The following is a 13,885-nucleotide window of genomic DNA, read 5'->3' on the forward strand; positions in this document are numbered from 1 at the left end:
GCCTCTGGACAGTCTAACGTGCCTGAATACTCCCGGAGATGACGATAAAGTCACTCAGCTGTCGCTGTAGCTCTGTCGTCTGGAAGTACCAGCGGAGCGTGCAGAGGCTGGCCATCGAAAATCACGTAGTCGGAGCCAAGTTGAATGCGGCCTTCGCAGAACCAGCGGACAACAATGGGATACAGCACGTGTTCTTTCTGTTGAATCTTCTCGGCAAGGGTCTCCGGAGTATCGTCCGGGGCCACGTTGACTTCTGCCTGGGCGATAATGGGGCCGCCATCCAGTTCTTCGGTAACAAAGTGGATGGATACGCCATGAATCTTCTCTCCTGCCTCCAGCGCGCGCTGATGCGTATTCAGGCCGGTGTACTTTGGCAGCAGCGAGGGATGAACGTTCAGCAGGGTGCCCCGTAAAGCCTGCACAAAATCTGTGGTCAGAATACGCATGAAGCCTGCCAGCACGATCAGGTCCGGGTTATGGCGGCGAATCTCTGCCATTAGCGCGCCGTCGAACTCCTCACGGGATCCGTAGTGGGTATGGTCCACGGTGAATGTCTTGATGTTCGCCTGGGCAGCGCGCTCGAGAGCAAATGCCTTGGGCCGGTTGCAGCCGACGGCGACGATCTGGCCCGGAAAATCACGCTCGCGGCTGGCGTCAATCAGCGCCTGAAGATTGGTGCCGCTGCCTGAAGCCAGAACCAGAATACGAGGTGCAGTTACTGAATCTGCCTTCATGCCGACAGGAGCCCCGGGACGTAGCGAACGGAAGCTGAGGCGGCGGGGTCGTCCGCTGTCTCAATCACACCAATCTGCCAGACCTTCTCCCCCAGTGCGTTGAGGGTATCCAGCGCCAGCTCACGCTGATTGGCCGGAACGCAGACCACCATGCCCACGCCACAATTGAAGGTACGGTACATTTCTTCCGTAGCGACTCCGCCGGCGTCTTTCAGCCACTGGAAAACGGGGGGCAGCTTCCAGCTGTCGGTGTCGATTGCAGCAACCAGGCCGTCAGGGAGGACCCGGGGAATGTTTTCCGGCAGACCGCCACCGGTGATGTGAGAAAGGGCGCGAATGTCCACTTCGCGGGCCAGTTGCAGCAGGTTCTTGACATAAATCCGGGTCGGGGCCATCAGAGCATCTGCGAGGGTGATGTCACCCATATCCTGGTCAAGGTTGGCGTTGCTGACCTCCAGAATTTTGCGGATGAGCGAGTAGCCATTGGAGTGGGGGCCGGATGATCCCAGTGCCAGCAATGAATCGCCGGCCTGCACGCGGCTGCCGTCGATGATCTCACTGCGCTCCGCCACACCCACGCAGAAGCCGGCCAGGTCGTAATCGTCGCCTTCATACATGCCCGGCATCTCGGCAGTCTCTCCGCCCACCAGGGAGCAGCCTGCCTGTTCGCAGCCTCTGCCGATGCCCTCTACTACCTGAGCGGCCACATCCACATTCAGCTTGCCGGTTGCATAGTAGTCGAGGAAGAACAAGGGCTCCGCGCCACCCACAACCAGATCGTTAACGCACATGGCGACAAGGTCGATACCAATGGTGTCATGTCTCTGCAGTTGCATGGCAAGTCTGAGCTTGGTGCCAACTCCGTCGGTGCCAGACACCAGAACCGGCTCATGATAACCCTGGGGGATGGCAACCATCGCACCAAAGCCGCCGAGCCCGCCCAGAACCTCCGGGCGGCGCGTGCGTGCAGCCGTGTTCTTTATGCGGTTGACGAGTTCGTTTCCTGCGTCGATATCAACGCCTGCATCACGATAGGTGAGGGAGGGCTTCTGTTCGCTCATGGTGTGCTTAACCGTTTGGACAGTGGGTCAGGCCGCGGATTTTAACAGGTGCGGAGTGGCGCTCCAAATGCAATTGCCAAGTTTGCCGTCGTGTCGGCGTTAGCGGGCTGGATTGACTTTCTGCAATCCCCCTTAGCTACTCACACCACGGGGCTTGGTGTATCCTATGCGCCATTCGGACGAATTGCAGGGTGTTTCATGCCAGACTCAGGAAAAATCTCGATGCAGGTAGCGCAGATAATCCGTCGGTCAGTGCGGGTATTCTGTCTTCTGGCGCTGTTGGCGGCACCGGCGGCCGCCGTGACGGTTACCGGGCTCTATTCGGTTGAAGTGCCAGTGGCAAGCTCGCAACCGGGAGACCTTGCACAGGGTTACGCGGACGGGTTAAGCCGGGTTTTCGTGCGCGTGTCCGGCACCCGTGAAGTGCTTGATAATGAAGGTGTAAAGGCGTTGCTGGACGATGCCGAGTCCCTGCTGCAGTCCTATCAGTTTCTGCGTTCGGACCGGAATCAGCACCGTCTGCGCATGTCCTTTGGTGCTGTCGGCGTCAATAGCGCGCTCGCTTCAGTCGACGCTCCGGTCTGGGGCGCAAACCGGCCGTTGACCCTGGCGTGGATTGCGGTGGAAGACGGGGGGCGTCGCGCCCTCGTTCATGCTGATGGCGAGGAAAGCAGCGGAAGCGATGAGTGGCGTCGGATATTTCAGGAAGCCGCGGTCGACCGGGGGCTGCCTGTGAGCCTGCCTCCGGCTGATTACCGTCAGGACCGTGAACTGCTGTCCGATATCTGGGGGCAGTTTACCTCCAGTGTCCGGCGCGCCTCGGCAGACCTTGAGCACGATCTGATGTCCCTGGTACGTGTCAGGCGGTCTGGCTCCCAGTGGCGTGCAGGATGGGTGTTTGAAGGCATGGGGCTGGACAGCACGGAACAGTCAGTGACAGCTGATACCAGAGAAGAGCTGGCGTCCAGGCTTATCGGACGCTGGGCCGAAATGTTTGCGGATCGATATGCGGTTGCCGGCAGTGATGTGGACGAGGCGCCGCAGGTGGACATTGTGGTACATGGTGTGACCAACCTGCAGGACTATGCCCGCGTGAGTGGTGCGCTCAAGAGCCTGTCTCCGGTAACGGAAGCGGGTGCTACCCAGGCCCGGCAGGACCAGTTGAAGCTGCGGGTGGTGTTTTCCGGGGAAATGGAACAGCTGAAACAGTACATTGCCCTTGACCCGCGCCTGGTGCCCCTGTCTGATGCAGAGGTGTCCCGTATGCCTTCCGGTGACGACAATGATTCCGGTGAACAAAAGGGTGTCGAGCCCGTTCTGCCCGCACCGGAAGGCGGTGTTGCGCTGGCAGAGGACAGCGCAGAAACGGCCAGTACGTCTGCCAACCCTTTGTTTGTTTATCAGCCGCTACTGGTTGACCAGGAGGAGTCGGAGCAGGCTTTCGAGTCGCTCTATCAGGTGCTGCATTATCGCTGGCAGCCTGCCTCGGTTGTTGATTCGGAAAGCGGAGGGTAATTACCGGGTGCTGCAAGGAGAGGGAGGCGTGTCATGATGACGCATCGCTGGCGCTGGATCCCCAACGCCCTGACGTTTTTGCGGATAGTAATGATCGCCCCGTTTGCCGCCGCTCTTCTGGCCAAGGAATACCGGTTTGCGTTGGTCATATTCTTTGTGGCGGCTGCCACCGATGCGTTCGACGGTTTTCTTGCCCGCCATTTTGACTGGCGAACCCGGATTGGTGCCATTGCCGACCCTCTGGCCGACAAGGCTTTACTGATTTCGGCTTATCTTATGCTTACCCTGACCGGGGTCTTGCCGTACTGGCTGCTCTGGCTGGTGGTGGGCAGGGACGTCCTGATTGTCTGCGGTGGGCTGGCTTTCCATTACTGCATTGGCAGATTTGATCTCCAGCCCAGTATCCCCGGTAAAATCAACACCCTGATCCAGATTCTGGTTGCCCTCGCGATAATCATTCTGCTGGCGGACTTGCCGATGCAGCCGTGGGTTATTGATGCTGGTATTCTGGCGGTTGCGGCTTCGGCCCTGTTCAGTGGGGCCCATTATATCGCCGTCTGGAGTCTGAAGGCCTGGAGGGTCAAGAGTCAGTGAGTGCTTCGCAACTGGTACTGGGGGTTAAACTGCGTGATGACGCCCGGTTCGACAACTTTCACGGCGATAGGAATGCAGCCGCCGCAACACGCCTGAGAGGGGCCTGCGAGCAACCTGTTCCGGTGCCGGTGATTGCGGTTTGTGGCGATGCCGACACCGGCAAGAGCCACCTCCTTCAGGCTGTGTGCCACCTTGCTGAACAGCGGCGGCAGAGTGCCGTGTGCGTCAGCGTTGAGGAGTTGTTGCCGTTCGGACCCGAGGCGCTGGCAGGGCTGGAAAACCAGTCGGTTATCTGCCTGGATGATCTGGATCTCATTGCCGGCCTGGAAAGCTGGGAAGAGGCGGTCTTCCATCTGTACAATCGGGTTAATGATCGGGGCAGCCTGATGGTTGTCAGTCTTTCTGAAGTGCCAGGAGAGCTGCCGTTCCTGTTGCCGGATCTGGTGTCGCGATTACGCCACGGTCTGACGATTCAGCTGGGCATAAATCGTGACGATGACCGGCTCCGGATCCTGATGGCCAGGGCCGAGCAGCGAGGACTGGTTCTTGGCGATGACGTGGCGGCATTCATTCTCAGGCGCGCGCCGCGTAAGCTTGCCGATCTGCTGGCGATGCTGGATCGGCTCGATGAAAACTCACTGCGCGCCCAACGGCGGCTGACGATACCCTTCGTGAAGTCGGTGATGGGGTGGTAGAACGAAAAAATACAGGGAAAAGGTCAGAGGCATAACATGAGACGAGTAGTGTTCAATCAGAAAGGTGGTGTTGGCAAATCCAGTATCACCTGCAACCTGGCGGCCATCAGTGCAGCCAGGGGTAAGCGCACGCTGGTCGTCGATCTCGACCCCCAGGGAAACTCAACCCATTATCTGCTCGGCAAGCCGGCAGGAGAAATCAGGGACACAGTCTCGGACTACCTGGAACAGACAGTGGCCTTCACCGTGTTTAACCGCCGTGCGGACGAGTTTGTGCACGCGTCGCCTTTTGACAACCTCTTTGTGATGCCTTCCAGTCCCGAACTGGACTTTCTGGAACGCAAGCTGGAAGCCAAGCACAAGATCTACAAGTTGAGGGAAGCGCTCAAGAAACTGGGGGAATCCTTCGACGAGATTTACATCGATACGGCGCCTGCACTGAACTTTTACACCCGTTCGGCCCTGATCGCTGCCGATCGCTGCCTCATTCCCTTTGATTGTGACGACTTCTCCCGCCAGGCCCTCTACAGCATTCTCCATGAAATTCAGGAGTTGCAGGAAGACCATAATGAAAATCTGGTGGTGGAAGGTATTGTTGCCAATCAGTTTCAGCCACGCGCCAGTCTGCCCAAGAAGCTGGTACGCGAATTGATGGACGAAGGGCTCCCGGTGCTGCCTGTTAGGCTGTCCAGCTCGGTGAAGATGAAAGAATCCCATCAGTGTCGCCAACCATTGATACATATGGCACCCAAACATCCACTAACGCGGCAGTATGAAGATCTGTACCGGGTGCTTCATGGAGAAACCGTCGAACTGGAACCACTGGCCGATTGAGAGTGAATCATGGCAAGACAGTCTGACCATACCGCCCGGGTGGCGGACAGCCTGCTGCAGATAGAGATAGAGTTACGGCGAATCGGAGCCTGGGAGCCCGATCCTCCGCCTGAAGAGGCACTGCAAAGCACAAAGCCTTTTGCAGTGGACACCCTTGAGTTTACCCAGTGGCTCCAGTTTGTGTTCATTTACCGCATGAAGGTAATGATCGAAAGCGGGCATGCATTACCGGAAGTGTCGGGAATGGCTCCTATGGCCGAGGAGCACTTCCGGGGCAGGAGCGAGCCCGGCCAGGGTCTGATCCGTGAGCTCGCGGAGATGGACCGTCTGCTTTCCGGGCAGTCCTGAGGGTTCAGCCGGCGGCATCCAGACGCATGGACAGGTCGACGGCCCGCACATCCTTTGTCAGTGCCCCGATAGAAATATAGTCCACTCCGGTTTCCGCTACCGGCACCAGTGTGTCATTGGTGATGCCGCCGGACGCTTCCAGCTTCGCTGTGCCGGCGGTGCGGGCAACCGCCTTGCGCATCTCATCCAGTGAAAACTCGTCCAGCATGATGACGTCTGCACCAGCCGCAAGAGCCTGCTCCAGTTCGTCGGAGTTTTCGGTTTCTACCTCGACGGGGCGGCCGGGGGCAATGCGGCGTGCTTCGGTAACCGCATTGGCAATCGAGCCGCAGGCGGCAATGTGGTTTTCCTTGATAAGGAACGCATCCCACAGGCCGATGCGATGGTTATGGCAGCCCCCACACGTCACAGCGTATTTCTGGGCCAGCCGCAGGCCGGGAAGGGTTTTTCGGGTATCGAGCAGCTGGACGCCGGTATGGGCGACGCGCCTCGCATATCCGGCGCACGTGGTGGCAACGCCGGACAGCATCTGTAGCCAGTTGAGCCCTGCCCGTTCGGCAGTAAGCAGGCTGCGGGCGGGACCTTCCATGGTGAACAGTAACTGATCAGCGCTAACTTCGTCCCCGTCACTGACCGCCCACGTCAGGGTGACCCGCGGGTCCACCTGCCGGAACACCTCTTCAACCCAGGCTCGCCCTGAAATGATTGCCGTTTCACGGGTGATGACCTGCCCGCGACTGATTCGATGTTCAGGTATCAGCATGGCGGTGATATCGCCGTCTCCGATATCTTCCCGGAGGCTTTGGGCGACACTTTCGATACGGGACTGGCGAAGCAGTTCAGTTGGGATCATGGTCGGATTTCCGGTGGTTCTATTGGGGTCTGTGGAATGCCAGTGGCCAGGGGGAATGATTCTAAAGCCCGGCCGGGTTTTCGCCAAACGGTAGTGAGCCAGAATGTTGAAATGTGACGGCGATCACTTAAACACAAAAGGTGACAAATTCTGACACAAGGTGACGCGGGTAAGGCCTAAGATGTGTAATAACACACGTCTCCAGTCACCGTCCGGAGTAGCCGAATGGCGCAGGATAACAAGGTTGTCAGTCTTAAATCCCAGAAATTGCCGGACAGGTTTTCCCTCCCGGGTTCTCTGGTGCGCTTGCGTGACGTGTCTGGTCAGTCACTGAAGGCGGTGATGTCCGGTTTTTTCGACAGGGCTGACGACGCACTTTTCGAACTGGCGGACAAGGCTGGCACCAATCAGGACCAAACCGCCTATTTTGACGCAATGCGGGAACTCCGGTTACGCCGTAAGAACATGACAGTGTCGGTACTGCAATACGTCAGTCGCGCTTTTAATGAGATTGGGTCCTTCAGGCCGGGTGGTGGCACCGGCACTCTCGATGAAGTTGACCAGGATTCACTGGCGCTGGTTGACCACTCCGATCTGGAGCAGCAGGTCGCCATCGACAACCTCATCAACAAGCTGCGCAACCAGCACGCCGAAGCCATCAGATTACTGAACGTCCGGGTGTCCCACCTGGTCCCTTCTGCAAAACTTGATGACAGCCAGATGCCATTAAGCCCGGAAGTCATCTGCGGCGGTGTCGCAGAAGCCTGTACAGACCTGGAAATTGATATTCGCGCCAAGCTGGTGGTGCTGAAACTGTTTGATCGTCTGCTCGTGGGCATTCTGGGTGATGTCTACAGAGATGCCAACAAGACACTGATTGCAGAGGGGGTATTGCCAGACATGCGGCGTCCTCCCGTTGGTGGTCGTTCACCCGCGGGCAGATCCGCACTCAGCCCTGGCCAAAGCGGGGCTGCCTCGTCGGCGCGTCAGGCGGAAGAGCCAACGGGGCCGATGACTGCGCCGGCGCACGACGTGCGTGCCACCTTCTCCGAACTCAGTGCGCTGCTCCACCAGGGGCAGGGCGAGGCTGGCGGTATGCCCTCTGGAGGGGCAGGGTTGCTGGATACCAGTACTCTGATGACGCGTCTTAATGACATTCAGGCGCAGTCTGTGCACTGGGGCCAGGGTGAAGTGGTGCCTTTGTCCCAGCAGCTGCAGCCGGTTTTTCGGGCCGAAACCGGTGGCAGGCTTAATGCAGGCCAGGTGGACAGCGATGTTATCAATCTGGTTTCCATGCTATTCGATTTCATCCTTGAGGACCGACAGCTTCACCCCGTCATGAAAGCAGTGATCGGGCGTTTGCAGATTCCGGTTTTGAAGGTGGCCCTCAGTGACAAGAATTTCTTCAACCGCGGCGGGCATCCGGTAAGAAAGTTACTCAACGAGCTTGCCATGTCAGCTATCGGCTGGACTGAGAAAAAGGCAGGGCAGCGCGACCCCTTGCGGGAGAAGATTGAATCCGTCGTTGATCGAGTTCTGAATGAATTCACCGATAACGTGGAAATATTCAGCGAGTTGCTCAGCGATTTCGGCCATTTCATGGACCTGGATCGCCGTCGCAGGGAGCTTGTGGAGCAGCGTCTCCGTGATGCGGAAGAGGGCCGGGCCAAGCAGGAAAGGGCTTCAAAAGCCACCGAAACCTTGCTGAGTGAACAAATGACTGGGCGTGACCTGCCGCCGCAGGTAGTGACGTTGCTTAACGAGGCCTGGTCCAAGTACCTGCAGTGGATTGTGCTGCGCGAAGGTGAAGACAGTAAGCGCTGGCAGGCTGCGTCTGCGTTGACTTGTCAACTGGTGTGGAGTGTCGATCCGAGACCGGTTGAAGAGGGTACGCGCAGTGAGTTACTGAGGGCAATTCCCGGCATCGTCGACGGATTGAGATCGGCATTACAGGAAATAGCCTGGGATCCGTTCGCAACCGATGCCGCCATTCGCGATCTTGAACTGGCCCATGTCGATGTGTTCCAGCGCCTGGTGACTACGTCACGGCGCCCGACGCCAACTGCGGAGACAGTACAGACTCGCACGCCCGAGGTTGACCCCCCGGCCGTTGCACCGCAAGAGGCAAAAAAAGCAGAACCGGTCGTCCAGCCACAGGAGGACCCGCAACCAGTGCAGCGTGTTGAGCCTGTTGCGACTCCTGTAGAAGAGCCAGTAGCCGACAATGGCCTCGACCCACAGTGGCTGGGGCGGGCGGACAGCCTTCGTGTCGGCTCCTGGATTGAACTGATTCGTGACGGTAGCAAGACTCGCTGCAAGCTCGCCGCGTTCATCAAGGCGACAGGCAAATACATTTTCGTCAATCGCAGTGGCGCTAAAGTGGCGGAGTACCGGCGTGAAGACCTGGCGGCAGCCCTGGCCGCTGAAGAAATTACCATGCTCGACGATGGCCTGATTTTCGACCGCGCTCTGGAGTCCATCATCGACAACCTGCGCAGCAGTCGCAAGGACTGACTGGCGGCTGACTGGATAGCAAGGCGCGCAGCTTTGTGCTTCAATCACAGGCACAAACGTAACAAAGGCGGAGGGTTGTGACCTCTCCGCCGTCGGCTTGCTGGAAATACATTGTCTGATCAAAACGCTTCCCACTATTCATCCGATTCCTCAGAAAATCCGGCCCCCGGGCTACGCCGAACCGGGCGTATAAGCCAGGCAAGATGGTGCCCGTCACCAAATTTCGGGCCACGACCTGACGGTGCCTCCATTTCCCTGCTGGTGGTTCACAATATCAGCCTGCCCCCGGGGCAGTTTGGTGGTAATGCCATCGAACGGTTTTTCTGCAACCAGCTTGATGCCTGCGAGCACCCCTACTTTGAGGCCATTGCCGGGATGAAGGTGTCCTCGCATTTGCTGATCCACCGTGACGGGGCACCGGTACAGTTTGTCAGCCTGTTGGACAGGGCATGGCACGCGGGCCGGTCCTGCTTTCGCGGGGAGGAAGAGTGCAACGACTTCTCGATAGGTATTGAGCTGGAAGGCGCAGACGACATCCCCTATACGGACGCCCAGTACCAGACGCTGGTAGACCTGTCACGGCTCATCATGACGGCCTGGCCCGAAATCACCATGGAGAGAATAACCGGTCACAGTGATATTGCGCCCGGCCGGAAGACCGACCCGGGCCCGGCGTTTGACTGGCCCCGTTTCCGGCAGATGCTGGCTGCCGGGCAGTGGGCAGAGGGGAGTAGCTGATGACTCTGGTTGTGTTTCTGCTCGCGTACCTGACCCGGCGCAAGCTGGATGCGGCAAATGCCTGGTCAGGAGATTCCTTCTGGCGTAAGGCCTTTCATGCATGCGGTGGATCTCCTGCCGGAAGAGAAGCCGGCAAATGGAAAGGGCTGCTCATTATTGGTGTACCAGCAGTATTGCTCGCGGTGGCCGATGGGTATCTGGGGGTGCTGGGCTGGAGAGTGGCGACCTACCCGCTGGAATTCGTGCTCCTTGTCATGCTGATGGGCGCCCCTGGCTGGCGTTCGACACTGGAAGCCTATAGTGAATCGTGGGCCAGGGGTGACATGCAGGGGGCCTGGCACCACGTCAAGGATAGCCTTCCCGCTAGAAAGCGTGGAGCGGCCACCTCCCCGGATGAGATGCACCTGATATTGTCGCGTACCTTGCTGGTTAACATCTTCGAACGATTTTTCATGATTGCCTTCTGGTATGTGGTGGGCGGCCCGGCGGTGGCCTTTTTCGCACGGGGAGTTATTGCGCTGCGCGACCATTGGCCCCAGGCGGCAGCCAGGCCTGGCTTTGCGGTGCTGGCCGAGGTGTTGAACTGGTTGCCCTCTCGTTTGCTCTCGGTGACCTTCGGTGTGGCCGGCGATCTTGCGGGCTGGATGAATGAAGGCAAGCGTGCTCTCGTCGGTATTACATTGAAAACGCATCAGGTTCTGATGGCAGCGGCGAATGGTGCGTTGACCGGCTATGCGCTGGACCCCGCACGGTTTGCTCAGATTCATCCTGACGAATGGGCGGATTATGGCCGACGCAGTCTGGACGCCATCAGGGATCTGCTTAACCGCAGCATGCTGGTCTGGATCTGCGTAATGGCTCTGCTGGTGATTGCTGGCGTCCTATAGCGTTGATGTTTTAACAAAAATTACATTTATACGCCGAAAAACACTCAAGTTTGATGTACTTTAGTCGACAATATAAACAAATAGAATAAAGCTTCATTCTTTCGACGCCTTGAGTGGGGGTGTACGTGAACCAGCTTATCAAGCCTGCAGTGTCGCTGATGAACCGGCTGCCGATGTTTTACAAGTTCAGTCTGATCAGTGTTCTGTTTTTGCTGCCTATCGTTGCCCTTTCCTGGCTGGTGATCAGTGAACTGAACCGGTCTGTAGAAACCATGACCAGGGGGGTCGAAGGCCTCGAGCAGCTGGAAAAAGTTGATGCACTCCTCCAGGCGTCGCTTGAGTATCGTGATTTTCGTGCACCCGGAAAAACCAAGGATGACAACGAGCTGCTTTCCAGGTCTGATGAAGCAGCCAGCAGGATTGACAGCATCCTCGAAGAACTGGCAGATGCAGACGCACAGTTCGACACCTCCGGAAACTGGGCCGAGCAGGTTGCCCTGTTGCAGGAAGACTGGCAGACGCTGAAATCAACCGATAGCTATCAGGGCAACATCGACCCTCAGTTCAAGTACTATCAGGAGTTCGTACACAAAGTCCGTGCGATGCTCTCCGCCACCATCGAAATTTCTGGCCTGGGCCAGGATGCGTCACGTGAAAATCTTTTGTTGCTCGGACTGGTGCGCGAAGCTTTGCCGGATGCCGAAAGCATTATCGGTCGGGCCCGCTCCTTTGGCATCTTTGCACTTCTGGAAGGGCAGGTAGGTTACGGTCTCAGTGATGTGCTGAATGAAATCTACGACCAACTGACCAATCGCTCATCGCTTCTTGGCCCCTCGCTTGCTGTGGCAATCGACGCATCACCTACCTTGACAAAGAATACTGATAATGCGGTGCAGGGCATCGAGGGAAGCCTGACCAGTATCCGTAACGAGCTTGATGCGAATGTGATTACGCCAATGCGGCTGGAGTTGCCATGGCAGGATTTCAACAATACGGTCGAAAGCCAGCTCGCCCACTATGAGGCCTTCGCCGCCGGTATTTTTGACGTGGTTGGCAATAATCTGAACGAGCGTCTGGAAGGCGAGATCCGGCAACGGCAGTTTATTATCGCTGCTCTTGTTATTGTGCTGTTGGTGGTGGTGTATCTCTATATCGGCTTTTTCATGTCGGTGCGTACGGCTATCAACCGCTTCAGTCAGGCTGCTCGGAGCGTGGCGGCGGGTGATATGACGGCCCATATCGAGCTGGATAATCGTGATGAGCTGGGTGAACTCACGACCGAGTTCAACAGCATGACGGACCGTATTGCCGAGCTGATCCGGTCGGTCAGCAGTACCACCTCGGATGTGGATCAGCAAGCAACGCGGGTTAATGACACGGCAGCTGCAAACAGTGAGGCTGTCGCTCGTCAGATGGAAGAATCTGGCCAGATCAATGAGGCCATGAGCCAGATGGTGGAAGCGGTCAACGAAGTCACCGAAAGTGCCCACCGGGTCTCTGATAGTGCCGGTACTGCCGAGCAGGACACTGAAAAAGGACGGGAAGTGGTCGCCGACACCGTGGCCACCATTAACCGCCTTGCCACCGAAATTTCCGGTGCGGTGGAGGTGATCAACCGGGTAAATGCAGACAGTGACAACATCAGTCAGGTGTTGGTGGAAATCAAGGCGATTGCCGAACAGACCAATCTGTTGGCCCTGAATGCTGCCATTGAAGCGGCCCGGGCCGGAGAGCAGGGCCGCGGGTTTGCCGTGGTCGCAGACGAAGTGCGGTCATTGTCCCAGCGCACCCATAAGTCCACGGAAGAAATCGAAGGCATGATTTCCCGCCTGCAAAGCGGCGTCAAAGAGGCTGTCGCAGCTATGACCAACAGCCATGACGTGACCGAAACCACTGTCAGAAAATCTTCAGAGGTCACCGAGGCTCTGGACCGGATAGCCGAGGGAATCTCGACTATCGTGGATATGAGTCATCAGATAGCACAGGCAGCGGAAGAGCAGTCTGCGGTTGCGAAAAATGTGAACACCAATGTCGAGCAAATCAGCGTGCTGGGCCACAAAACCGCCGATAATGCTGAGGAGACACTGGCTTCCTCCCGCGAAATGTCCCAACTGACGGCCTCGTTACAGCGCCTTGTGGAAGCATTCAAGGTCTGATTCAGGGGTGGGGCAACAGCTGGTGCACCTGTTGCGTCAGCATCTGGTTCACGGATACATCGATTCCGTGTGCCTGACCCCGGCGCGCAATATAACCGTTGATGAAATCGATTTCGGTGGTCCTGCCCTGTCGCCGGTCGCCAAGCATGGAAGAGGTGTTCTCTGATGTGCCTCTGGCCACCGTCTCAATGCGCCCCCGAATGGCCTCGCGCGTCAACGGTCGGCAGCCCTCCGCCGTTAGAACCGCGGCGATTTCCTGACATAGCGTATCGATGTATTCCAGGTAGAAGGGATGCGTCAATATGTTCCCGTTGCAGCAATCGAGAAGTGCCGTAAAGGCATTGATGCCGGCATTGATCACCAGCTTGTCCCACAGCCTCTGCTCGATATTGGTTTCCGGGTGGACCGTAAGGCCGCTGGTAGTGAGGGTTTGCACAACCGCTGCTAACAGTGGTTTTGCGTTACCAGTGAGCGGGCCCACCCAAGTTTCTCCCTTGCCGGCGTGTACCGTCTGGCCTGGCCCCGGACGATTGGCGCCTTCGGTGGTGGTGGCGGCAAGGACAGGGCGATGGGGCCACCGCTCTGCGACAGCCTGCTGGCTGCCCATACCGTTCTGAAACAGCACAACGGGGATGTCCCGGGGCAGGGCGGCCAGTGTGGATTGAAGGGCCTCAAGAGTGTCACCGGCTTTGGTGGTGACCAATAGCATAGATGGAGGGTTTGCGGAGCTCTCCAGCCAGGGAACGGTTACAGGCAGGGCTGAGCCATCATACCGCTGAAGTCTGTAGCTTAGTGTCTCGGCACCGGTATCAACCGTTGTGTTACGACGAGGTAGAAACGCCACCTTACCTGTTGGCAGATACCCCGCCCATAACTGGCCGAGGGAACCGGCCCCGAGAATGGCAATAAAGCCATTCCCGGGGAGCAGATGGTTTGCCCCGTACCGGCTCATCGGT

At 57.7% G+C, this 13,885-nt stretch carries 13 protein-coding genes; 9 read left to right on the top strand and 4 right to left on the bottom strand.

Annotation, left to right across the window (positions count from 1 at the left end):
* Window positions 1-50: 50 nt before the first annotated feature.
* A complete protein-coding gene (gene purN / locus FO268_RS17105; RefSeq protein ID WP_150994455.1) occupies window positions 51-734 on the bottom strand; it encodes a phosphoribosylglycinamide formyltransferase in 684 nt (227 codons plus the stop codon).
* Window positions 731-1,795, bottom strand: coding sequence for a phosphoribosylformylglycinamidine cyclo-ligase (purM, locus tag FO268_RS17110; RefSeq protein ID WP_150994456.1), 1,065 nt, complete (start codon window positions 1,793-1,795; stop codon window positions 731-733). Before purM ends, purN begins: the two co-directional genes overlap by 4 nt.
* A 222-nt stretch (window positions 1,796-2,017) precedes the next feature.
* Here purM and FO268_RS17115 point away from each other — a divergent pair, with 222 nt between their 5' ends.
* From FO268_RS17115 to FO268_RS17135, 5 genes are read left to right on the top strand one after another with little or no spacing between them, the layout of a single operon-like run.
* Complete coding sequence (locus FO268_RS17115) at window positions 2,018-3,310, top strand: DUF2066 domain-containing protein (protein ID WP_150994457.1); 1,293 nt, start codon at window positions 2,018-2,020, stop codon at window positions 3,308-3,310.
* A gap of 33 nt (window positions 3,311-3,343) precedes the next feature.
* The gene (locus FO268_RS17120; RefSeq protein WP_150994458.1) at window positions 3,344-3,904 is read left to right on the top strand and encodes a CDP-alcohol phosphatidyltransferase family protein; all 561 of its coding nucleotides are present in this window, start codon (window positions 3,344-3,346) and stop codon (window positions 3,902-3,904) included.
* Window positions 3,901-4,599 carry a DnaA regulatory inactivator Hda gene (gene hda, locus FO268_RS17125; RefSeq protein ID WP_150994459.1) on the top strand — a complete coding sequence of 233 codons (699 nt, stop codon included), beginning with the start codon at window positions 3,901-3,903 and terminating at the stop codon, window positions 4,597-4,599. The genes FO268_RS17120 and hda overlap by 4 nt, the downstream gene beginning before the upstream one ends.
* Before the next feature lie 36 nt (window positions 4,600-4,635).
* Entirely contained in the window at window positions 4,636-5,433 is a 798-nt protein-coding gene (locus FO268_RS17130; protein WP_150994460.1) for a ParA family protein, read from the top strand.
* 9 nt (window positions 5,434-5,442) lie between these two features.
* Window positions 5,443-5,781 carry a YqcC family protein gene (locus FO268_RS17135; RefSeq protein ID WP_150994461.1) on the top strand — a complete coding sequence of 113 codons (339 nt, stop codon included), beginning with the start codon at window positions 5,443-5,445 and terminating at the stop codon, window positions 5,779-5,781.
* A gap of 4 nt (window positions 5,782-5,785) precedes the next feature.
* Here the strand turns inward: FO268_RS17135 and nadC are convergent, their stop codons facing one another.
* Window positions 5,786-6,634 (bottom strand): carboxylating nicotinate-nucleotide diphosphorylase, encoded by an 849-nt coding sequence (gene nadC, locus FO268_RS17140; protein WP_150994462.1) that lies wholly within the window; start codon window positions 6,632-6,634, stop codon window positions 5,786-5,788.
* A gap of 225 nt (window positions 6,635-6,859) precedes the next feature.
* Between nadC and FO268_RS17145 the strand changes: the two genes are divergently transcribed.
* From FO268_RS17145 to FO268_RS17160, 4 genes are all read left to right on the top strand, one after another.
* On the top strand, window positions 6,860-9,148 hold the full coding sequence (locus FO268_RS17145; protein ID WP_150994463.1) for a DUF1631 domain-containing protein: 2,289 nt from the start codon (window positions 6,860-6,862) through the stop codon (window positions 9,146-9,148).
* A gap of 189 nt (window positions 9,149-9,337) precedes the next feature.
* Window positions 9,338-9,886, top strand: a complete 549-nt coding sequence (gene ampD / locus FO268_RS17150) for a 1,6-anhydro-N-acetylmuramyl-L-alanine amidase AmpD (RefSeq protein WP_191966989.1) — start codon at window positions 9,338-9,340, stop codon at window positions 9,884-9,886.
* Window positions 9,886-10,773 (top strand): regulatory signaling modulator protein AmpE, encoded by an 888-nt coding sequence (gene ampE / locus FO268_RS17155; RefSeq protein ID WP_150994465.1) that lies wholly within the window; start codon window positions 9,886-9,888, stop codon window positions 10,771-10,773. The genes ampD and ampE overlap by 1 nt, the downstream gene beginning before the upstream one ends.
* 125 nt (window positions 10,774-10,898) lie before the next feature.
* On the top strand, window positions 10,899-12,929 hold the full coding sequence (locus FO268_RS17160; protein ID WP_150994466.1) for a methyl-accepting chemotaxis protein: 2,031 nt from the start codon (window positions 10,899-10,901) through the stop codon (window positions 12,927-12,929).
* A 1-nt stretch (window position 12,930) separates the two neighbouring features.
* Here the strand turns inward: FO268_RS17160 and FO268_RS17165 are convergent, their stop codons facing one another.
* The gene (locus FO268_RS17165; protein WP_150994467.1) at window positions 12,931-13,881 is read right to left on the bottom strand and encodes a ketopantoate reductase family protein; all 951 of its coding nucleotides are present in this window, start codon (window positions 13,879-13,881) and stop codon (window positions 12,931-12,933) included.
* Window positions 13,882-13,885: the final 4 nt, after the last annotated feature.

Origin of the sequence: Marinobacter denitrificans (assembly GCF_008795955.1) — a bacterium.
Taxonomy (GTDB): domain Bacteria; phylum Pseudomonadota; class Gammaproteobacteria; order Pseudomonadales; family Oleiphilaceae; genus Marinobacter; species Marinobacter denitrificans.